At 62.0% G+C, this 19,970-nt stretch carries 24 protein-coding genes; 6 read left to right on the forward strand and 18 right to left on the reverse strand.

The window, feature by feature from the left end:
• Positions 1 to 412: 412 nt before the first annotated feature.
• From KW821_RS12525 to KW821_RS12560, 8 genes are all read right to left on the reverse strand, one after another.
• Complete coding sequence (locus KW821_RS12525; RefSeq protein WP_218291665.1) at positions 413 to 1,264, reverse strand: TIGR03899 family protein; 852 nt, start codon at positions 1,262 to 1,264, stop codon at positions 413 to 415.
• 215 nt (positions 1,265 to 1,479) lie between these two features.
• Positions 1,480 to 1,959, reverse strand: coding sequence for a DUF3299 domain-containing protein (locus KW821_RS12530; RefSeq protein WP_082029992.1), 480 nt, complete (start codon positions 1,957 to 1,959; stop codon positions 1,480 to 1,482).
• Positions 1,960 to 2,094: 135 nt separating this feature from the next.
• Positions 2,095 to 3,342 (reverse strand): ABC transporter permease, encoded by a 1,248-nt coding sequence (locus KW821_RS12535; RefSeq protein WP_218291666.1) that lies wholly within the window; start codon positions 3,340 to 3,342, stop codon positions 2,095 to 2,097.
• Between the two features lie 76 nt (positions 3,343 to 3,418).
• Positions 3,419 to 4,105, reverse strand: coding sequence for an ABC transporter ATP-binding protein (locus KW821_RS12540; RefSeq protein WP_218291667.1), 687 nt, complete (start codon positions 4,103 to 4,105; stop codon positions 3,419 to 3,421).
• 4 nt (positions 4,106 to 4,109) lie between these two features.
• Positions 4,110 to 4,682, reverse strand: a complete 573-nt coding sequence (locus KW821_RS12545) for a DUF2796 domain-containing protein (RefSeq protein WP_042653002.1) — start codon at positions 4,680 to 4,682, stop codon at positions 4,110 to 4,112.
• A 48-nt stretch (positions 4,683 to 4,730) separates the two neighbouring features.
• Complete coding sequence (locus tag KW821_RS12550) at positions 4,731 to 5,012, reverse strand: hypothetical protein (RefSeq protein ID WP_218291668.1); 282 nt, start codon at positions 5,010 to 5,012, stop codon at positions 4,731 to 4,733.
• Between the two features lie 44 nt (positions 5,013 to 5,056).
• Positions 5,057 to 5,599: a YtfJ family protein gene (locus tag KW821_RS12555; protein ID WP_218291669.1), complete on the reverse strand. Its 543-nt coding sequence runs from the start codon at positions 5,597 to 5,599 to the stop codon at positions 5,057 to 5,059.
• A gap of 221 nt (positions 5,600 to 5,820) precedes the next feature.
• Entirely contained in the window at positions 5,821 to 6,699 is an 879-nt protein-coding gene (locus KW821_RS12560; RefSeq protein WP_042652999.1) for a hypothetical protein, read from the reverse strand.
• A 140-nt stretch (positions 6,700 to 6,839) separates the two neighbouring features.
• On the opposite strand from KW821_RS12560, the gene KW821_RS12565 reads away from it, so the two are divergent.
• Complete coding sequence (locus KW821_RS12565) at positions 6,840 to 7,184, forward strand: hypothetical protein (protein ID WP_218291670.1); 345 nt, start codon at positions 6,840 to 6,842, stop codon at positions 7,182 to 7,184.
• Positions 7,185 to 7,211: 27 nt separating this feature from the next.
• Here the strand turns inward: KW821_RS12565 and ppa are convergent, their stop codons facing one another.
• Complete coding sequence (ppa, locus tag KW821_RS12570; RefSeq protein WP_005313216.1) at positions 7,212 to 7,742, reverse strand: inorganic diphosphatase; 531 nt, start codon at positions 7,740 to 7,742, stop codon at positions 7,212 to 7,214.
• A gap of 177 nt (positions 7,743 to 7,919) precedes the next feature.
• Here ppa and mpl point away from each other — a divergent pair, with 177 nt between their 5' ends.
• Together mpl and KW821_RS12580 are read left to right on the forward strand one after the other, a co-directional pair.
• The gene (gene mpl / locus KW821_RS12575) at positions 7,920 to 9,284 is read left to right on the forward strand and encodes a UDP-N-acetylmuramate:L-alanyl-gamma-D-glutamyl-meso-diaminopimelate ligase (protein WP_218291671.1); all 1,365 of its coding nucleotides are present in this window, start codon (positions 7,920 to 7,922) and stop codon (positions 9,282 to 9,284) included.
• Positions 9,281 to 9,892, forward strand: a complete 612-nt coding sequence (locus KW821_RS12580; RefSeq protein ID WP_218291672.1) for a flavin prenyltransferase UbiX — start codon at positions 9,281 to 9,283, stop codon at positions 9,890 to 9,892. The genes mpl and KW821_RS12580 overlap by 4 nt, the downstream gene beginning before the upstream one ends.
• A 72-nt stretch (positions 9,893 to 9,964) precedes the next feature.
• Here KW821_RS12580 and KW821_RS12585 read toward each other — a convergent pair whose 3' ends face one another.
• Positions 9,965 to 10,579 carry a TetR/AcrR family transcriptional regulator gene (locus KW821_RS12585; protein WP_042652995.1) on the reverse strand — a complete coding sequence of 205 codons (615 nt, stop codon included), beginning with the start codon at positions 10,577 to 10,579 and terminating at the stop codon, positions 9,965 to 9,967.
• A 201-nt stretch (positions 10,580 to 10,780) separates the two neighbouring features.
• On the opposite strand from KW821_RS12585, the gene hpt reads away from it, so the two are divergent.
• The 3 genes from hpt to KW821_RS12600 all read left to right on the forward strand — a co-directional run bounded on the left by hpt (position 10,781) and on the right by KW821_RS12600 (position 13,109).
• Positions 10,781 to 11,311, forward strand: a complete 531-nt coding sequence (hpt, locus tag KW821_RS12590; protein WP_042653310.1) for a hypoxanthine phosphoribosyltransferase — start codon at positions 10,781 to 10,783, stop codon at positions 11,309 to 11,311.
• 110 nt (positions 11,312 to 11,421) lie between these two features.
• Positions 11,422 to 12,339, forward strand: coding sequence for an ABC transporter ATP-binding protein (locus tag KW821_RS12595; RefSeq protein WP_042652994.1), 918 nt, complete (start codon positions 11,422 to 11,424; stop codon positions 12,337 to 12,339).
• Positions 12,336 to 13,109 carry an ABC transporter permease gene (locus KW821_RS12600; RefSeq protein ID WP_042652993.1) on the forward strand — a complete coding sequence of 258 codons (774 nt, stop codon included), beginning with the start codon at positions 12,336 to 12,338 and terminating at the stop codon, positions 13,107 to 13,109. Before KW821_RS12595 ends, KW821_RS12600 begins: the two co-directional genes overlap by 4 nt.
• Positions 13,110 to 13,167: 58 nt before the next feature.
• Here KW821_RS12600 and KW821_RS12605 read toward each other — a convergent pair whose 3' ends face one another.
• The 8 genes from KW821_RS12605 to sfsA all read right to left on the reverse strand — a co-directional run bounded on the left by KW821_RS12605 (position 13,168) and on the right by sfsA (position 19,893).
• Positions 13,168 to 13,515 (reverse strand): putative quinol monooxygenase, encoded by a 348-nt coding sequence (locus KW821_RS12605; RefSeq protein ID WP_218291673.1) that lies wholly within the window; start codon positions 13,513 to 13,515, stop codon positions 13,168 to 13,170.
• Positions 13,516 to 13,538: 23 nt separating this feature from the next.
• On the reverse strand, positions 13,539 to 14,393 hold the full coding sequence (gene panC / locus KW821_RS12610) for a pantoate--beta-alanine ligase (RefSeq protein WP_218291674.1): 855 nt from the start codon (positions 14,391 to 14,393) through the stop codon (positions 13,539 to 13,541).
• 104 nt (positions 14,394 to 14,497) lie between these two features.
• A complete protein-coding gene (gene panB / locus KW821_RS12615; RefSeq protein WP_042652990.1) occupies positions 14,498 to 15,292 on the reverse strand; it encodes a 3-methyl-2-oxobutanoate hydroxymethyltransferase in 795 nt (264 codons plus the stop codon).
• 128 nt (positions 15,293 to 15,420) lie between these two features.
• Positions 15,421 to 15,918 carry a 2-amino-4-hydroxy-6-hydroxymethyldihydropteridine diphosphokinase gene (gene folK / locus KW821_RS12620; RefSeq protein WP_218291675.1) on the reverse strand — a complete coding sequence of 166 codons (498 nt, stop codon included), beginning with the start codon at positions 15,916 to 15,918 and terminating at the stop codon, positions 15,421 to 15,423.
• 10 nt (positions 15,919 to 15,928) lie between these two features.
• Positions 15,929 to 17,428: a polynucleotide adenylyltransferase PcnB gene (gene pcnB / locus KW821_RS12625; RefSeq protein ID WP_218291676.1), complete on the reverse strand. Its 1,500-nt coding sequence runs from the start codon at positions 17,426 to 17,428 to the stop codon at positions 15,929 to 15,931.
• A 143-nt stretch (positions 17,429 to 17,571) separates the two neighbouring features.
• Positions 17,572 to 18,468, reverse strand: a complete 897-nt coding sequence (gluQRS, locus tag KW821_RS12630; protein WP_218291677.1) for a tRNA glutamyl-Q(34) synthetase GluQRS — start codon at positions 18,466 to 18,468, stop codon at positions 17,572 to 17,574.
• Positions 18,469 to 18,580: 112 nt separating this feature from the next.
• Positions 18,581 to 19,030, reverse strand: coding sequence for an RNA polymerase-binding protein DksA (gene dksA / locus KW821_RS12635; RefSeq protein WP_005329052.1), 450 nt, complete (start codon positions 19,028 to 19,030; stop codon positions 18,581 to 18,583).
• A 119-nt stretch (positions 19,031 to 19,149) separates the two neighbouring features.
• On the reverse strand, positions 19,150 to 19,893 hold the full coding sequence (gene sfsA, locus KW821_RS12640) for a DNA/RNA nuclease SfsA (protein WP_218291678.1): 744 nt from the start codon (positions 19,891 to 19,893) through the stop codon (positions 19,150 to 19,152).
• Positions 19,894 to 19,970 lie beyond the last annotated feature (77 nt).

A 19,970-nucleotide genomic window follows, 5' to 3' on the forward strand; every position in this document is an offset into this window, starting at 1 on the left:
TTACCGCGAAACGTATCTGAAAATTTTTTACCGAACGACCCAATCCATGTTTATACCGCTCTGGTTGGCGTGATAATGCTCGTCTGTTGGGCTTTGCTACGCTCTGCGTCAACCTACAAAAACCACGCTACCGCCCCTGAATCACAGCCTCCAGTCTGCTGGTATTTAATTGGGTTTTTGCTCTGGTCTGGCTCATTGCTGACTCCGACGAGACATTACCGAGAACGACCATGTTACCGAATGGGGCTGGTGTGGGAAGCGGGAGAGGGTGGTTTTATGGGCAAGATCAAGAAATGGATTGCGCTCACGCTGACCTTGTCATGCTCATGGGCCCGGTATCTGTGACGATACCGGGCCCATGGCCTTTGTCGGCCGCTGGGCAGTCAGGGGGAAGCCCAAGGGCCCGCCGGGATCAGCTGGGGAGATCAGGCTCGCTGGCCGGGGCCAGCATCAGGGTCTCGATCTGCAGGTTGGTGGTCAGCAAGGTCTTCAGGTCTTGCAGGTACTCCTCCAGCGGAGGCTCCTGCAACAGCAGGGCGAGTTCGTTGCCGACCGGGGTGAGGCGGTAGTAGAGCAGGGTGAGGTTGCCCTGGCGCTGACGCAGGCGCCAGCGCTGATTGCCGAAGGCGAGCTCGACGCCGTCTGCGGGCAGCGGGCCGGATTCGAGCTCGCCCCGGTGTAGCAGGCCCAGATCGAACAGCAGCAGCAGGGCGCTGTAGGGCACCCGATACTTGCCAAGCCCCATGCGGGTGACTTTGGCCCGGCTGAGCAGGCTGGCGCCCTTGTGCATGCCCAGCAACAGACGCTGCTCTTCGCTGCCCTCATAGTGGCAGCAGAGGGCGCAGATGCGCTGGAACAGCTGGGCCTCGCGCTGGGTCATCTCCTTGAGGGTGCTGAGGGCCCGGATGGAGAAGCGACCCGGGGTCGCCACCTCCAGCGCGAAGATCCGCCCCCACAGCTGCTGCATGGGCACCATGCTGATGTCTTCGGCCAGTTGCAGGAAGCGGGTCAGCCAGTCGCTGTCCATCTCGCCGCCGGCGGCCGTCTCCTCGCAGTGGCGGGACGCCATCACCATGATGGCTTCCAGGTTGCGCTGGCGGGCGGCCTGATCCGCCAGCTGGCGGAAGGTGGCGCGCTGCTCGAAGGTGCTGTCGCTGTTGCGGGTCAGCATGCCGTCTATGCCACGGCTGCGGGCCAGGCGTAGGGTCTGCTCCTGGCTGCTCAGGATGGAACTCTCTTTCTTGGGGGGCGGCAGATCGGCCATGCTGGCTCCATGATCCAGGGGTTGAATAGGGCTGGTATTGAATGTTACTCCAACCGGGCGGGCGAACAATCCCTCAGGCAGGGGCCCGTCACGGTGGTCAGCGGGATAAAAAATGGCCTCCCGCGGGAGGCCATCATGGCGATGCTGCCTGTGGTCAGCGCCACTACGGCTGAGCTGACTCGCTTTCGATTGCTTCCGGCGGTTTATGACCGGACTCACTCTTCTTCGTAGACGCTGACTTCGACCGCGTCCATGGAGTAGGAGGCGGTGGCCATCTCGTGGCTTGAACTGATGGTGCGCATCTTGCCCTTCACCCAGATGGCGTCCCAGAGATCATCCACCGGGGCGCCCTTGGGATAACTCACATAGATCACCTGATTGGTGGGCGGGGGCGGCACGTGGATGCAGGCCCCGAAGTAGGGCACCAGCAGGAAGGCGGTGATAGTCTTGGCGTCGCCTTCCAGCGGCACCACGAAGCCCGGGATGCGTACATCCTGCTGATCCAGCTTCTTGTTGACGCCGCCGACCGGCTGCGGCACCGAGGCCAGGTTGCCATCGTGGCTGACCTGGGGGGGCGGCAGCAGTTTTTCACCTTCCGGGATCAAAATGTCCCAGTCGATGGTCTTGTAGTCGGCGGCCAGGGCCGGCAGCACCAGCAGGCTGGCCAGCAGCGCCATTATCTTCCACTTCATCATCTGTCCTTCTGTGTTTATTCCGGTGTGGTCACTAGACGCGAATGCTCATGCCATCGCTCAGGCGGTAGCGAATGGTGGACACGGGCCGCCGGTAGCGGGCTAGCCACAGCATTGGCCTCATCCACCTCGTCATCCTCATATCCGGATACTCATGCCATCACTCAGGCTGTAGCGGTAGGCGCGGGCCGCGGGCAGCAGGCCGATCACCATGCCGGCCAGCCAGACCAGCCCCAGCAACTGCCACTCATAGGCGCTCGGCAGCCCCAAGCTTAATTGCAGGCCATAGTGGCCGAGCAGCCAGGGGGTGGCAAGCCCCTGTCCCAGGTAGAGCACCGCCACCCCGAGGGCGATCCCGATCGTGGTGAGCGCCATCGCCTCCAGCGCCAGCAACAGGAACAGGTGGGATGGGCCGGCGCCGAGGGAGCGCAGTATGGCGAGCTCCCGGCGCCGCTCGTTGAGCCCCGCCAGCAGGGTGGTCAGCATGCCGATGAGGCCCGCCACCACCACGAAGCCGGCGATCACCGAGAGCGCCGTCTCGGCCACGCTCATCAGACTCCACAGCTCCTGCAGGGCGGCGCCCGGCAGAATGGCCATCAGCGGCTCACCGGGGTAGGTGTTGATGCCCCGTTGCAGCTGGAACGCTAGGATGCGGTTGCTTAAGCCCACCATAAAGGCGGTGATGGTCTTGGGGGTGAGATCCTGCGCCAGCGCCTGCTCGGCGGTGACGTTCTTGCTGTGGCGACCGCTGTCCCAGCCGAGGTGAATGGCCTCAATCCCGGCGAGCGGCACATGCACGGTGCGATCGATGGGGGTACCGGTCGGTGCCAGTATCCCCACCACCTTGAACGGCAGGTTGTCATGCTGGCTGAAGGAGGTGTTGCCGGCGCCATGGGCGATGACGATGGACTGGTTCAGTCGATAGCCCAGCTTCTCGGCCACCTGGGCGCCGAGTACCGCCTCGAACGGCGTCTCGAATGCCCGGCCCTCACGCAGTTGCAGCGACTGTTGCTGGCCATATTTCAGGTGGAGGAAGTAGTCCCCGTTGGTGCCGAGCACCCGGAATCCCTTGTGGGAGTCGCCGAGGGAGAGGGGAATGGTCCAGGCGATTCCCGGTCTCTGCTTGATGGTCTGATAGGTATCCCAGCCGACGTTGTTGGTGGGGTTGCCGATGCGAAATACCGAGTAGAGCAGCAGGTTCACCTGGCCGGAGCGGGCGCCGACGATGAGATCGGTGCCGGAGACGGTGTTGGCGAAGCTCTCGCGGGCTTGCATACGCACCCGCTCCACCCCGAGCAGCAGGGTGACGCTGATGGCCACGGCCAGCAGGGTGAGTCCGGCGGTGAGGCGACGGGCCCAGAGGCTCTGCAGGGCAAGTTTCAGCATGACGGCCTCCAGATCCTGGAGGAGGACTGGTCCGCCGGGGCGGATACGGTCGGGCGGCGGTGATCATGTGGCGTCATCATGCGGCCCTCCGGTTGAGCTGTTGCAGATTCTCTACCCGGAGGAAGAGCGGCTCGAGATAGGGATCGTGACTGACGAAGATGAGGGTGCTGCCCTGCTTGTCGCACTCCTCGAACAGCAACTTGATGAAGGCGGCTCTGTTGTCGGTATCGAGGGCCGAGGTGGGTTCGTCGGCGATCACCAGAGGTGGCGAGCCGATCAGGGCGCGGGCGGCGGCGACCCGCTGCTGCTGGCCGATGCTCAGGGCGTGGACGGGTCTGTGCAGCGCCTCGTTTGGCAGTTGCAGCTCTCCCAGCAGCCGGCGTGCCTCCAGCTCTGGGCTCCCTTGCAGGCGGGCTCGCTTCTGGGGCGAGAAGCTGAGGGCGGCGGTGACATTGTCCAGCACGGATAAAAACGGCAGCAGGTTGAACTGCTGGAAGATGTAACCCAGATTGGCGGCCCGGAAGTGATCACGGGCGCGGCCAGAGAGCTGGGCCAATGGCTGGCCCAGCACCTCCAGGGTGCCGTGGTTGGCGGTCTGGATCCCGGCCAGCAAGCCGAGCAGGGTGGACTTGCCGGAGCCCGAGGGCCCCTTGATGAAGACCCGCTCCCCCTGCTGGATGCACAGGGCGGGCAGATCGAGTACGGCCTCGTGACCCGGCCAGGCAAAGGCCAGATCGCGGATCTCAACCACGGCGTTTTTCATGGTGTCACCAGCTCAGTTGGTAGGCGGACGGGGTCAACTCGGCCGCGGTCTGGCCGTTGGGCAAGATGCCCTGCACGCTCAGCTTCTCCAGGCTCGGATAGACGGCAAACAGCGTGGCCTCGAGACCAGTGAGTTTGGCCGGGGCCTCGCAGGTGTAGGTGTACATGGCGCCCATGTCGGCGTGACCCGCCTCATCATGGTGGTGCTCATCCTGATCGCCGTCCGCCTTTTCATGGTCATGAGCGTGGTCGTGTTCTTCCTTGGCGGCATTGATCTCCTGCCGGGTCAGGGTGCAACCGGCGGCAGGATCGAGGCGGAACAGGGCATCCGGCTGCTGGAGCCTAGTCAGCGCCCTGGCGTACTGCGCCTTCTCCTCATCGCTCCTGGCGGCATGCTCGAAGCCCACCAGATCGGCGGCAGGCGCCTGCAGCTCGATCATCAGCTGGTTGCCATCGAGCACCAGATTGAGGTGGCCGTGGCCATGCTCGTGGGCCCCGTGGCCATGGCTCTCATGGTCGTCGTGATTGGCTTGTACGCCGAAGGCGGCGGCCGCCAGTAACAGGGTGACTGCTTTCATCGTTTATCCTTTTAAACCATCAATTAATAAGAGAAATATTCAGTTGGTTCAACGATGGGAGGCCGGCGGGGCGCGGATGCTGTAGTGAGGCGAGGCGGGGTTGCCGAGCAGGGGGAAACCGGGGATAACGGGCGGAAAGCTGGCAAACTGTGGGGCAGGGACAAGAGGAGTGGGCGTCAGGGCCAGCTTGCCATCCAGATGGAGGGCGCAGATGAGGCAATGGTGGCCGTGGTCAGGCAGGCTCGCTTCCAGCGGATGCTGCGCCAGTGCCGGTTGCAACCACAACCAGCCCAGCAGCAACAACCAGATTTTCAGCTTGAAACGACCCATAGACCCTTATGGAAAGGGCGCCATCAGCGCCCTTACTCTCTGATTCAGAGATGGGACTTGATGAGCCCCATCACGGTAGCGATGTTGGTGGCATCGAGCTGGCCATCTTTGGCGAACAGCACCTTGCCCTCTTTATCCAGCAGTATGATGGCCGAACTCTCCGGCGCGAGATCCCAGGCGTTGCGGGCCATGCCCTTGGCATCCAGTACCATGACGGACCAGGGGAACTCCTTCTTGCTGTCTTCTGCACTGCTCTTCACGAAACCGGAGGTGCCCCAGATGGCGTCATTGCTGTTGATGATGGTGACGGTCTGGTACTGATCATGGGGCAACTTGGCCGCCTTGATCGCCTCGATCATGGGGGCATTCAACTCCTTGGCACTGGAGCGACCGGCGATGTGCTGGATCAAGAAGACCTTGCCGGCCAGCACCTTGCTCTGCCAGGGCTGATAGCTTATCGCCTTGTCCTGCAGCACCAGCTCACCCTTGTCACCGATGTTGACCGGTGGTACCTGGGCTGATTCCTTGAGGTTGTGGGCCATGACCAGGCCTGGCAGCAGCGCCAGGGTAAGTACGAGATGTTTCATCCTGATGACACTCCTTTGTTATGTTATAACGATTTCATGATTGAGGGAATGGGACAGTACTCATCCTAAACTGATCGGATCTGTTTAAAAAGTGTTAAATAATGTGGTGGCCGTTCGGATTGTACTGCCCGCCAGCGCGGAGGGGCGGCTGGCAAGGGCGGCTAGGATGGCACGCAGTCGATAAAAATCAACGTCTTATCAACTGGTTTGAGGAGTGTGGTTCAGTAGAGGGGTTCACTGACCAGCGGGATCTGGGCCATGGTCATCTGCTGGGCCAGCAGGGGGGAGCCGGTCAGCAGCACGTGGCGCTGATTGCCGATCACCAGGGTGTCACCTTTCAGCCCGCTGTCGGCGGTGATGGCGAGCCAGGCCGGGGAGACGCTGCCGATGCTGATGTTGGGATAGATGATGCTGAGCATGTATTGGGGCGCCAGCTCGGCCAAGAGGCTGGCCATCAGCAGCGCCTTCTCGTCGCTGTCGGCCTTGTTGTCCTGCAGCGCCTGCAAGGGGGGGGCGAAGTGATCCATCTGCTCGGGAGGGGTGGGGATGCCGTTTAACCACTCCTGCAGCAGATTGACGCTGGTGGCCAGATCCTTGGCCGAAAACTGCTGGGCCAGCGGCTTGAGATCGCCCTTGAACTGATAGAACAGCTGGGAGTAGTTGGGCCGCACGCAGGGCAGCTTGCGATTGGCCGGGTGCACACAGGGCAGCACCCGCATCTGGTAGAAGGCATCTTCCTGATATTGCTGATAGGCCTGCCAGAACTGGTTCGACTCCAGGCTGTCGTCGTGCAGGGTGAAGGCCTGCTCCAGGTTGCGAAACTTGGTGGCGGTCTCCGGGCTGCTCTGATTGATCTGGTTGATGCTGTTATAGAGCCGCGGGCTGATGTAGGAGTAGAGGGTCTCCAGCGGATAGTTGAGGGAGGCGTCGAGCAGGGTCATCTCGTGACGGCTGGCCGAGATGACGCGCTCATCCGTGCTCAGTTGCAGGTGCTTGAGCTGGCCGTCGGCGGACTGCCATTGCCAGCTGAGGTTGACCTCCTGGGCACCGGCCGCGGCGGCAAACACTAGACTCCACAGCACTCCTTGTGCCAGTTTCATGATGCTGCATCCCGCGCCGATAGATACTAAACAACTAGGTGAGGCGGCAGGTTTTGGATTACTTCAATTGCATTGAAGTTGGTAATCGCCTGATAAAGCTTTAAATTTAATTCTGAAAATAAGTCGCACAGGGAGCGATCATGAAGCCTATCTCGATGCTCTTGCTGATGTCTGTCGCGCTGCCGGCGCTGGCGGGCCAGGTGATCGTCAATCAGGGAATGTCCACGGCGGACACCTTTGCCCTGCGGGATCAGCTGGCGCGGGAGCACGAGTGGCAGGAGTGGCTGCGTCTGCAGCAGGCGGTCAAGTGGCTGGAGGTGTTGCCGGTCAACTGCGAGCTGGTGGGGGGCAGGGGCGAGGATTACCACTGCGGCGACAGTTATTACCGTCCCTACCGTCAGAATGGGCGCGACATCTATATCCAGGGCGATCCGCCGGGGCTAACGCCGGGTCATCAGCCCAGAGCAAATAAAAAGGCGCCATGAGGCGCCTTTTTATTGCGAGAAATACGCTTACTTGGCGGCGTAACGCTCGGCAGAAGTGACGATCTCGGCTTCTGCTGCGGCCTTGTCGCCCCAACCTTCTACCTTGACCCACTTGCCCGCTTCCAGCTCTTTGTAGCGCTCGAAGAAGTGCTGGATCTGGGCCTTCAGCAGCTCAGGCAGATCGTTCACATCCTTGATGTGATCGTATTGCTTGGTCAGCTTGGAGTGCGGCACGGCCACGATCTTGGCATCTTCACCGGATTCGTCGGTCATCTTCAGCACGCCGACCGGGCGGCAGCGAATGACGGAGCCGGCCAGCAGTGGGTAGGGAGTCGGCACCAGCACGTCGACCGGATCCCCATCCAGAGACAGGGTGGCGTTCACGTAACCGTAGTTGCACGGGTAGAACATCGGGGTGGACATGAAGCGATCAACGAAGATGGCACCGCTGTCCTTGTCGACTTCATATTTGATCGGGTCGGCGTTCTGCGGGATTTCGATGATGACATAGATGTCGTCAGGCAGGCTCTTGCCAGCCGGTACCAGGTTCAGGCTCATGACGTTTCCTTCAGTGTTGGAGTCAAGTTTGCAGGCCGATATTATAGCGATGTCGAATCAAATGACCATATTTCGAGGGCACTGCGACAGAGTTGGCTGCAGCCGGTCAGCTTGGGTCTGCCAAATTGGCGCCATCTTGCTAGAATGCTCGCTCTCTCTACAGGAACGGGAAGCGGTATGCACATTCACATCCTCGGTATCTGCGGCACCTTCATGGGCGGCGTCGCCGTGCTGGCCAAGCAGCTGGGTTATAGAGTCACGGGCTCCGATGCCAACGTCTATCCCCCCATGAGCACCCAGCTCGAGCAGCAGGGCATAGAGCTGACCGAGGGCTATGATCCGTCCCAGCTCGATCCGGCGCCGGATCTGGTGGTGATCGGCAACGCCATGAGCCGTGGCAACCCCTGCGTGGAGTATGTGCTGGATCGCAATCTGCCCTATATCTCAGGTCCCCAGTGGCTACTGGAGCATGTGCTGCAGGATCGCTGGGTGCTGGCCGTGGCGGGCACCCATGGCAAGACCACCACCGCCAGCATGCTGGCCTGGGTGCTGGAGTACGCCAAACTGGCGCCGGGCTTCCTCATCGGTGGCGTGCCGGGCAACTTCCCGGTCTCCGCCCGCCTGGGGGACGCTCCCTTCTTCGTCATCGAGGCGGACGAGTATGACTGCGCCTTCTTCGACAAGCGCTCCAAGTTCGTGCACTACCATCCCCGCACCCTGATCATGAACAACCTGGAGTTCGACCACGCGGACATCTTCCCGGATCTCGCCGCCATCCAGCGTCAGTTCCACCACCTGATGCGCACAGTGCCGAGCAATGGCCGGGTGCTGTTCCCTCAGGCCGATGCGAACCTCGGCGCCGTACGCGAGATGGGCTGCTGGAGCGAGGTCGAGCTGGTGGGTCAGGACGACGCCAAGTGGAAGGCGGTCAAGCTGGCAGACGACGGCTCCGCCTTCGAGGTGTGGCTGGATGGGCAGAAGCAGGGCGAGGTGCACTGGGAGTGCATCGGCGAGCACAACGTCAGCAACGGTCTGATGGCCATCGCCGCCGCCCGTCATGCCGGCGTCATGGTGGAGCACGGCATTGCCGCCCTGTGCCAGTTCAAGTCGCCGAAGCGGCGGATGGAGCTCAAGGGCGAGGTGGCGGGCATCAGCGTCTATGACGACTTCGCCCACCACCCGACCGCCATCGAGACCACCCTGGGTGGCCTGCGCGCTAAAGTAGGCAAGGCCCGCATCCTGGCGGTGCTGGAGCCGCGCTCCAACACCATGAAGCTCGGGGTGCACAAGGAGGAGCTGGCCGCTTGCTTCGACGACGCCGACGAGGTGCTCTTCTTCCAGCCGGCCAACATCGGCTGGGATCTGGCCGAGGTGACGGCCCACATGAGCCGTCCGGCCCGGGTATTCGACGAGCTGGAGACCCTGATCGACCGGCTGGTGGCCGAGAGCCGTGCCGGCGATCATATTCTGATCATGAGCAACGGCGGCTTCGGCGGCATTCACGACAAGCTGCTCGCCCGCCTCAAGCAAGGCAAGTCATGAGTAAACAGATCACCCTGGCGTTGACCGGTGCCTCCGGCGCCCCCTACGCCCTGCGCCTGTTGCAGTGTCTGGTGCAGGCGGACTATAGGGTCTATCTGCTGGCCTCTTCCGCCGCCCGGGTGGTGCTCAAGACCGAGCAGCAGCAGGATTGGCCCGGCTCGCCGAAGGAGCTGTCTGCCTACCTCTGCCGCCAGTATGGCGCCAGGGAAGGGCAGATAGTGGCCTGCGGCAAGGAGGAGTGGTTCTCGCCGGTGGCCTCCGGCTCGGCGGCGCCGAAACAGATGGTGGTCTGCCCCTGCTCTATGGGCACAGTCTCGGCGATTGCCAACGGCGCCTCCGACAACCTGCTGGAGCGGGCGGCTGACGTGGTGATCAAGGAGCGTGGCCAGCTCATCCTGGTGCCGCGGGAGAGCCCCTTCTCGGCGATCCATCTGGAGAACATGTTGAAGCTGGCGCGGCTCGGGGTGACCATCATGCCGGCCGCCCCCGGTTTCTATCATGAGCCGAAAAGTATCGAGGATCTGGTGGACTTTATGGTGGCCAGGATCCTGGATCACCTCGGGGTCGAGCATGCGCTGACCCAGCGCTGGGGCTATGCCCAGCCCTGAGCCAGACGGCAGGCAAACAAAAGCGGCGCCGACCTGAACAGTCCGGCGCCGCTTTTTTATTGGCGAGGCGGGTTAGGCGACCTGAATGGGGGCCGTCACATACTTGAACAGAAAATCGGTCACCTCTTCCCGGGATGGGCGTTGGGGCTGATTGATCATCTGCATCATGACGTAGCCAAACCCGGTCAGGGAGCGGGCCAGATCCTGCGCCGACAGCACGCTCTGGATCTCGCCACTGTCCATGGCGGCCTGCAGGTGGGGCGCTATGCGTTCCAGCGCCCGGTCCAGCAAGCGGGTGTAGCGGGGCCACACCTCTTCCCGTACCGACGAGCTCCATTCCAGCCAGATACTGGCATGGTCCGGGCTATCGTAGGCGGCGTCGACGAACAGCTTCACGTGACGGTGAATGCTGTCGCTGACCGGACCCTGGCCGGTATAAGCCTGCTCGAGGATCTGTTGCACGAAGCGCTCGATCTCGGCCAGCACTTCATCGACCAGATCTTCACGGGTGTTGAAATAGTTGAATACGGTCGCGACCGATACCTTGGCTTGTTCCGCGATCTCGGCATGTCCCGCACGGCCAATGCCGCGACGGGAGAATACCTCGATGGCACACTCCATCAGTTGGTCACGGCGAGCCTCCGGCGAAAGCCGGGTTCGACGTCTTATTTCTGCGCGTGGTTCCATAGTTTTTTCATCTAATAGTTATTGATTATGGTGTTTATAGTATTGTCACCGATAATGCCCAAAGGCCCGCTAACTCTATCAATTAAAATAAGCCGATAAAAGCATCACGTATGCCTGACGCCTCCCGGCTGGAATGGTAGAATCCTCGGTTTTGATGCAAATGAACGGCCAATAACCCTTTGGCCATGAATGGAGTATGTGATGAAACACACTGTCGAGGTGATGATCTCCGAGGCCGACGTCGCCGCCCGGATCGCCAAATTGGGTGAAGAGATCACCGCCCGTTACCAGGGTTCCGATGAAGTGGTCATGATTGGCCTGCTGCGCGGCTCCTGCGTCTTCCTGGCCGATCTGTGCCGTCAGACCCAACTGCCCATCACCCTGGATTTTATGACTGCCTCCAGCTATGGCTCCGGCATGCACAGCACCCGTGACGTGCGCATCCTCAAAGATCTGGATGACGACATCAAGGGCAAGGACATAGTGCTGGTCGAAGACATCATCGACACCGGTTACACCCTCAACAAGGTGCGCGAGATCCTCTCCCTGCGCGAGCCGAAATCCCTGGCCATCTGCACCCTGCTGGACAAGCCGTCCCGCCGTGAGGTACATGTGCCGGTGGACTGGATCGGCTTCTCCATTCCGGACGAATTCGTGGTGGGCTGTGGTATCGATTACGCCCAGAAGTATCGTAATCTGCCGTTCATCGGCAAGGTAGTTCCGCAAGAATAAGCAAGGCTCAGCAGTGACATAGGCAGCATGGCCGCCGCCATCGACTGTCTGCAGGCGGCCTTGGCCGCCTTTTCTGTCTCGAGATGGGCCATTCCATCACAGGGGTTGCAATGAACGCATTGGAAATCAGCGGCCTGAAAAAGACCTATCAGGGGGGCGTCGAAGCCCTTAAGGGCATAGATCTTACCGTCAAGCAGGGGGACTTCTTCGCCCTGCTCGGCCCGAACGGGGCGGGCAAGTCCACCACCATAGGCGTCATCAGCTCGCTGGTGAACAAGAGCGCCGGCAAGGTGAAGGTGTTCGGCTACGACATCGACGGCCAGCTGGAGCAGGCCAAGGCCCAGCTCGGCCTGGTGCCGCAGGAGTTCAACTTCAGCCAGTTCGAGAAGGTGAGCCAGATCGTCATCCATCAGGCCGGCTTCTACGGCGTACCGAGTGGCGAAGCCAAGATCCGGGCCGAGAAGTACCTGCGCCAGCTCGATCTGTGGGACAAGCGCGACGCGCCGGCCCGCACCCTCTCCGGTGGCATGAAGCGCCGCCTGATGATCGCCCGCGCCCTGATGCATGAGCCCAAGCTGTTGATCCTGGATGAGCCGACCGCCGGGGTGGACATCGAGATCCGCCGCTCCATGTGGCAGTTCCTGCAGCAGCTCAACGAGCAGGGGGTCACCATCATACTCACCACCCACTATCTGGAAGAGGCCGAGATGCTGTGCCGCAACATCGGCATCATCGACAAGGGCCGCCTCATCGAGAATACCAGCATGAAGGCGCTGCTCGGCAAGCTGGGGCGCGAGACCTTCATGCTGGATCTGGCGCCCGGCAGTGCCATGCCCCATGTGCCCGAATTCCAGGGGCGGATGCAGGATGAGCACACCCTGGAGGTGGATCTGGACAAGAGCCAGTCCCTCAACAGCCTGTTCGAGCAGCTGTCCGCTCAGGGGGTGCAGGTGCAGAGCATGCGCAACAAGGCCAACCGGCTGGAAGAGCTGTTCGTCAACCTGGTGGAAGAGGGCCGTAAAGCATGAACGCCAACACCTATTACATCGCCTTCAAGAGCATACTGACCAAGGAAGTGGTCCGCTTCACCCGGATCTGGCTGCAGACCCTGGTGCCGCCGGCCATCACCATGAGCCTCTACTTCGTCATCTTCGGCAACCTCATAGGGTCGCGCATCGGTGACATGGGGGGCTTCAGCTACATGGAGTTCATCGTGCCCGGCCTCATCATGATGTCGGTCATCACCAACTCCTACTCCAACGTCGCCTCCTCCTTCTTCAGCGCCAAGTTCCAGCGCAACGTGGAGGAGCTGCTGGTGGCACCGGTGCCGAACTACATCATCATCGCCGGTTACGTGGGCGGCGGTGTGGCGCGGGGTCTCTGCGTCGGCCTCATCGTCACCCTGGTGTCGCTGTTCTTCGTGCCGTTGCAGATCCACCACCTGTTCAGCGTCTGCTTCACCGTGCTGCTGACCTCGATCCTGTTCTCCCTGGGCGGGCTCATCAACGCGGTGTTTGCCAAGACCTTCGACGACATCAGCATCATCCCCACCTTCGTGCTGACGCCGCTCACCTACCTCGGCGGGGTCTTCTACTCCATCACGCTGCTGCCGCCGTTCTGGCAGGGGGTCTCCCAGGTGAACCCCATCATCTACATGGTGAACGCGTTCCGTTACGGCTTCCTCGGTATCTCCGACGTGCCGCTCGGCACCGCCTACCTCATCATCATCGGCTTCATAGTCGCGCTCTACGGCCTGGCCTGGTGGCTGATCTCCCGTGGCACCGGGCTGCGGCACTGAGTGCCGTCACCATGAAAAAAGGCGCCCGCGGGCGCCTTTTGTTTTGGACTTGAAGGGATCAGAAAACGGGGGCGTCGTAGTGCGCCGGTTCATCGCTGTAGATGCAGACGTTCCACTTGGCAACTATGCCGTCTTCGGCGAGGCAATAGCGCTCGAAGAAGGCCTTGATCTCGGCGCGCTGGCAGTGAGCCTCGAAGCTCGCCATGTCGCGCCAGATCTCGTTGAAGGCGATGGGGAAGCTCTCGCCCTCGGCGAAGGGGCTGGGGATGTGGCGGGTGACTATGTACTGTTGGCAGCCATCTTCCCGCAGGGTGTTGGGCTCGAGCCCCTGCAATACCTGAAACAGCGCCTGCTCCTGACCGGCCTTGGGCTGGAACTGGGCGATGCAATAAACCTTCTTGGACATCTCTTTCTCCTTGTCGGGACCTGTCAGGCCCCGAGCGTGACCACACAATTGTCGATGAGGCGGGCCTTGCCCAGATAGGCGGCCATCAGGATCACCAGGCGCTCGCTGGCCTCGGTGGCGGATTCGAGCGTATCGGCATCGACGATGTCGATGGCGTCAGTCCTGAAGCCGGCGTTATCGAGGCGCTGACTGGCCTGGGCTACCAGGGAGGGCAGGTGGTGATCACCGGCCTCGATCTGCTCGGCGACCCAGTTCATGGTGCGGGCCAGCTCGGGGGCCAGGGCCCGCTCGGCGGCGCTGAGGTAGCCGTTGCGCGATGACAGCGCCAGTCCGTCTTCCGCTCGCACCGTCGGTACGCCGACGATCTCGACCGGGATGGCCATGTCGGCCACCATCTTGCGGATCAGCGCCAGCTGCTGGTAATCCTTCTGGCCGAAGCAGGCCAGGTCCGGCTGGACCAGGTTGAACAGCTTGGCGACGACTGTGCTGACACCGCGGAAGTGGCCGGGGCGCAGCGCCCCTTCCAGCAGGCCGGAGAGGCCGGGCACCTCGACGAAGGTCTGGCTGGCCAGGCCGTGGGGATACATCAGCTCGGGGGTCGGTGTGAACACTAGATCCACGCCGGCCCCTTGCAGGGCGGCACAATCCTGCTCCAGGGTGCGCGGGTAGTTGGCGAGGTCATCGGCCTTGTCGAACTGCAGCGGGTTCACGAAGATGCTGACCACCACCTTCTCGCCGTGGCGGCGCGCCTGTTCAACCAGAGTGAGATGGCCCTGGTGCAGATTGCCCATGGTGGGCACGAATGCGATGGTGCGCCCTTCACGGCGCCATTGACCGATCTGTTCACGCAGATCGACGGGATTGTTCACAACCAACATCGGCGGTTACCTTCGGATACATCAAAGAGAGAGGGGTTGAATCAGCCTGGATATGGATGGCGAAACGGGGGCTGATGCCCCCGTTGCCATGAATGAGGCCTTGCTCAGTTGAAGCAGTGCTCGGGACCGGGGAAGGTGCCCTCGCTGACCTGTTTCACGTAGAGACGGACGGCGGCATGCAGATCGCCGGTCTCGGCCAGGAAGTTCTTGGTGAACTTGGGCACATAGCCGGAGGTGATGCCGAAGGCGTCGTGCATCACCAGGATCTGGCCATCGGTGGCCGGGCCGGCACCTATGCCGATCACCGGGATGCGCAGCGCCTTGGTGATGCGCTCGGCCAGGCTGACCGGCACGCATTCCAGCACCAGCAGCTGGATCCCGGCCGCCTGCAGCTCGAGCGCCTGGCGGTAGATCTCCTGGGCGTGGAATTCATCGCGGCCCTGCACCTTGAAGCCGCCAAACACGTGCACGGATTGCGGGGTCAGGCCCAGGTGAGCACAGACGGGGACGCCGTTGCGGGTCAGGTGGCGGATGCTGTCACACAACCAGTCCCCCCCTTCCATCTTCACCATGCGGGCACCGGCGGCCATCAGTCGGGCGGCGTTCTGGTAGGTCTGCTCCGGGGTGGCGTAGCTCATGAACGGCATGTCGCTGACCACCAGCGCCTTGCTGGTGCCACGCACCACGCAGCGGGTGTGGTAGACCATCTCGTCCATGCTGACCGCCAGGGTGTCTTCTCCCCCTTGCAGCACCATGCCCAGGGAATCGCCGATCAGCAGCACCTGGGCGCCCTCGTCGTCGAACAGCTTGGCGAAGCTGGCGTCATAGGCGGTGATGGCGGTGATTTTTTGTCCGTCCTGCTTCATCTTCAGGAGGCTGGTGGTGGTGATCTTGCTCATTAGGTTGCTCCTACTCGCCCACTAGGTCGGGAATGATCTTCGGGGTCGCGATGGCGGTGAATGTCTGACGGGTCGGCCTGGATTGGCGCAGGATGGTGGTGGCGATCTTGCTCATGACGGCGACTCGTCTACGCACCCGTGGCGTCGGCAAGGATCACGAGACCATTGCGCGGGCAGCGGGCGACCAGTTCGGAGAGCGGGGTACCGCAGGGCAGTACCAGAGCGGGCGCAAGTTCGGCGAGGGGGAGCAGCACGAATTCCCGCTCCTTCATGCCGTAGTGGGGGACGGTCAGGCGTTCATGCTGGATGATCTGCTCCCCATAGAGCAGCAGATCCAGATCCAGGGTCCTTGGACCCCAACGCTCGTCCTTGCGCACACGTCCCTGTTCCAACTCGATTCTTTGCAGCTGATCCAGCAGGGCCAGGGGGCCGAGCCGGGTATTGAGCCGCACCACGGCATTGACGTAGTCCGGCTGATCGGCAGGGCCCATGGGGCGGCTGCCGTAAAGCGATGAGGCCTGCAACTGTTCGGTCTGTGGCAACGCCGCCAATGCGGTGACGGCGCGCCTGGCCTGGGCGATGGGATCCCCCAGGTTGGAGCCGATGGCAACGAAGACCTCGGTCATCACTTTTTTATCACTCGGCCGCTTTCGGTTTGCGACGACGGGGGCGACGACGATTGCGGCTGTTGCTGTTGCTGTTGCCGCTGCGCTTCTCGCCAGCCGGTGCCGGTGCGCCTTCACCCTCGCGGGTCGCTTCCCGCTGCAGGGTGCGCTCACCGCCCCGGGTCGCTTCCCGCTGCAGTTGCGGGCGCACATCCGGGTTGGATTCCACATAGCGTTCCCACCAGCTGGCGAGTTCGCCGAGGCCACGCTCGACCCGGTTGCGCAGCAACAGGAAGTCGAAGGCGGCGCGGAACTTCGGATGCTCCATGGCCCGCTCGGGGTGACGGCCCTGACGACGGGTCAGCCGCTGTTGCAGCGCCCAGATGTCGCGCACGTCGGTGGTGAAGCGGCGCGGCACGGCGATGATCCGTACCTGGGCGTCCAGCACCTCGTTGATGGCCAGCATGAAGGCGTCGTGCCAGGGCAGGCCGCTCTCGTTTTCCAGCACCCGGGCACGGGCCTCGACGGCGCCCCACAACAGGGAGGCGTAGAGGAAGGCGGGGGTGACCCGCTTGTCTTCACGCACCCGGGTGTCGGTGTCCATCAGCGCCAGCTCGATGAACTGCTCGAACGGCGAGTTGCCATGGGGGGTGAACAGGGCGGCTACCTGCGGGAACAGCGGCTGGAACAGCCCGTATTCGCGCAGCAGCTTGTAGGTCGCCAGGCCATCGCCAGCCAGGAACAGCTTGAGGGTCTCCTCAAACAGGCGGGCGGGCGGGATATCCTGCAGCAGCGACGCCAGCTCCTTGATGGGGGCGGCGGTACGCGGGCTGATGTTCATGTCCAGCTTGGCGGCGAAGCGCACGGCCCGCAGCATCCGCACCGGATCTTCCCGGTAGCGGGTCTCGGGGTCACCGATCAGCTCCAGCTTGCGCTGGGCGAGATCCTCGATGCCACCCTCGAAATCGTGCAGGGTGAAATCCTTGGCGCTGTAGTAGAGGGCGTTGACGGTAAAGTCACGGCGCTCGGCATCCTCTTCGATGGTGCCGTAGACGTTGTCGCGCAGCAGCATGCCTTCATCAGACTGGGCCGACACATGTTTGCTGGTATTGACCTGATGGTGGTGACCCCGGAAGGTGGCCACTTCGATCACGTCACGACCAAAGACGATGTGCGCCAGGCGGAAACGGCGGCCGATCAGGCGGCAGTTGCTGAACAATGCCTTGATCTGCTCCGGCGTCGCGTTGGTGGCGATGTCGAAATCCTTTGGTGTCTTCCCGAGCAGAATATCCCGGACACCACCCCCGACCAGGTAGGCGTCATAGCCACCCTTGTTCAGGCGGTAGAGCACCTTGAGCGCATTCTCGCTGATCTCTTTGCGCGAGATGGGGTGCTGGTCGCGGCTCAAGGTTCGACGCTGGCCGGCTACGTGGACCGGCAGGGTAGATTCAACCGACTGCTCGCCGTCGTCCTTGCCGAGCACCTTGCGGCAAAAGTTTGCGATCTGGGAAAAAATGGTACACCTCTTCATGACTTCAAATTGACGGGAGGCCAAAAAATAGCGGCCTATCATAGCTCAGGCCTGACCAAATGAGAAACGGTGTGGCCTGCTTCCCTTATTCGGGCCTGGTCATACAAGCAACAGCGCTGTCTGCTCCTCTAGCCTGAACCTGCTCAGCTGGTCGCCAGGGCGATCTTTGGCTGGCGGGGGACAAGCTCCAGCCGCCAGAATTCTATTCCCCAGCCGATGATCTCCTCGATGCTGCAGCTTCGCAGCTCGGGGGGCGGGCACTGGCCGAGGAAGGCGAGCGCCTGCCACAGCGCCGGCCTCACCTCGTCGAGGGACAGTGCCGGGGCGTGGTTCTGCTTGGAGAGCTTGTTGCCATCCGCCAGCACCGCCAGCGGCAAATGTACCCAGTCGGGCACGCCGGCCCCCAGCGTCTGGTAGAGCGCGATCTGGCGCACCGTGGGCTCCAGCAGATCGGCGCCACGCACTATCTCGCTGATGCCGCTGTCCATGTCATCCACCACCACCGCCAGGTTGTAGGCATAGAGCCCGTCGCGGCGGCGAACGATGAAGTCCTCCTCCGCCAGGGCGGCGGGCACGGCTATCCTCCCCTGCAGCGCATCATCGAAATGATAGACGGGGCGTCGCTGGCGCAGGCGAGCGGCGCAGCCTGCCGGCGCCAGCCCCAACTCGCGGCAGTGACCGCCATAGAAGCCGCCGCCGGCCATGATCTCGCGCCGGGTACAGCGGCACCAGTAGAGATCCCCCGCCCGGTAGAGCCGCTCGATGATCTCGTCATAGCGGGCGTGGCGCCGGCTCTGGTAGATCACCTCCCCATCCCAATGCAGGCCATGGGCCACCAGGGTATGGAGGATGAGCTCACTGGCCCCGGCCATCTCCCGCGGCGGATCTATGTCTTCGATGCGCACCAGCCAGCGTCCCCTTTGCGCCCTGGCCTGCAGGAAGCTGCCGAGGGCCGCCACCAGCGAACCGAAGTGGAGTGGGCCGGACGGGGAGGGGGCGAAGCGGCCGACATAGGGTCGGGAGAGGGGAGTCATGGCCATGGAGATTCGGGTAGACGATGCATTGAGGCTGCATTCTGGGATGCCAGTGCTAAAAGCTCAATAAAAAAGGGAGCCCGCAAGCTCCCTTTTTTGACTATGTCGAGGGTCGGCATCAGCCAGCCATCTGTTTTTCCTTGATTTCAGCCAGTGTCTTGCAGTCGACACAGAGGTCGGCGGTCGGACGGGCTTCGAGGCGACGAATACCAATTTCGATACCGCAGTGTTCGCAGTAACCAAAGTCGTCTTCTTCGAGTAGCAGCAAGGTCTTCTCGATCTTCTTGATCAGCTTGCGTTCACGGTCGCGGGTACGCAGTTCGAGCGCGAACTCTTCTTCCTGCGCGGCGCGATCGACTGGATCCGGGAAGTTGGCAGCCTCATCCTTCATATGGTCAACGGTGCGGTCAACTTCCTGCATCAGTTGGTTACGCCAGGCTCCCAGGATTTTGCGGAAATGAACCTTCTGTTGGTCATTCATGTACTCCTCACCGGCTTTCACCTGGTAAGGCTCTACACCCGCAATGGCCAGGGGGCCCAGAGATTTCCTGTTTTCGCCTGTTGGCATGCCCTGTCTCCTAATTCAGCACGCTACTCGTGCCATCCGTAAATTGAGGGCGGTATCTATAGCAGAAGGGTCAACTGGAGGCAAACAAGCCTTGCCAATAATGTTACCCATTCCAGCATTTATTCGCTGCCCTCGGGTTGCAGGTGGCCAGATTCAAACGGAATAAAGCCTTGGGCCACCATGCTCTGCACCCCAACATGGGGGCGATAGCATAAAATTTCAACCCCTGCCGCCATGGCTTGCTCAATAAGCTGACTATAGTGCGGATCTATGTGGGTTGCAGGACGCATCCGCGCTATTCCGGAGTGCAATACCATGAATAACAACACGGCGCGATGCCCCGCCGCCTTCATGGCCATCAGCTCGCGCAGGTGCTTGGCGCCACGAGTGGTGACCGCATCCGGGAAGTAGCCCATTCCCGGCGCCGCCCGCTCGTCGAGCAGGGTGACGGACTTGACCTCTATGTAGCAATCGGGCTTGTGGTCATCCTCCAGCAGCAGATCGATGCGGCTGTTCTCCTCGCCATATTTCACCTCGGTGCGCAGCCTGGCATAGCCCGCCAAGGGGGGCAGCGCCGCCTGCTCGATCAGCTCGCGGGCTATCTGGTTGGCGCGGGCGGTGTTGACGCAGATGAAGTGCCCCGCCGGGCTCTCGGCGATCTCCCAGCTGTGGGCCAGCTTGCGCTTGGGATTGTTGGAGGTGGAGTACCAGACCCGGGTGCCCGGCTCGGCGCAACCGGTCATGGCCCCGGTATTGGCGCAGTGGATGGTGATCTGCTCGCCATCGTCCAGCAGCACGTCGGTCAGGAAGCGTTTGTAGCGGGAGACCAGCAGGCCGGATTGCAGAGGGGGATCGAAAATCATGGGGCGCTGTCCTTTCTTAATTGTTTGTTGTTTGTTTCTCTGGGCGAGCAACCCGCGGGCTGGGTTGCAAAGGGGAT

It is taken from the genome of Aeromonas sp. sif2416, from assembly GCF_019218665.1.
GTDB lineage: Bacteria > Pseudomonadota > Gammaproteobacteria > Enterobacterales > Aeromonadaceae > Aeromonas > Aeromonas encheleia.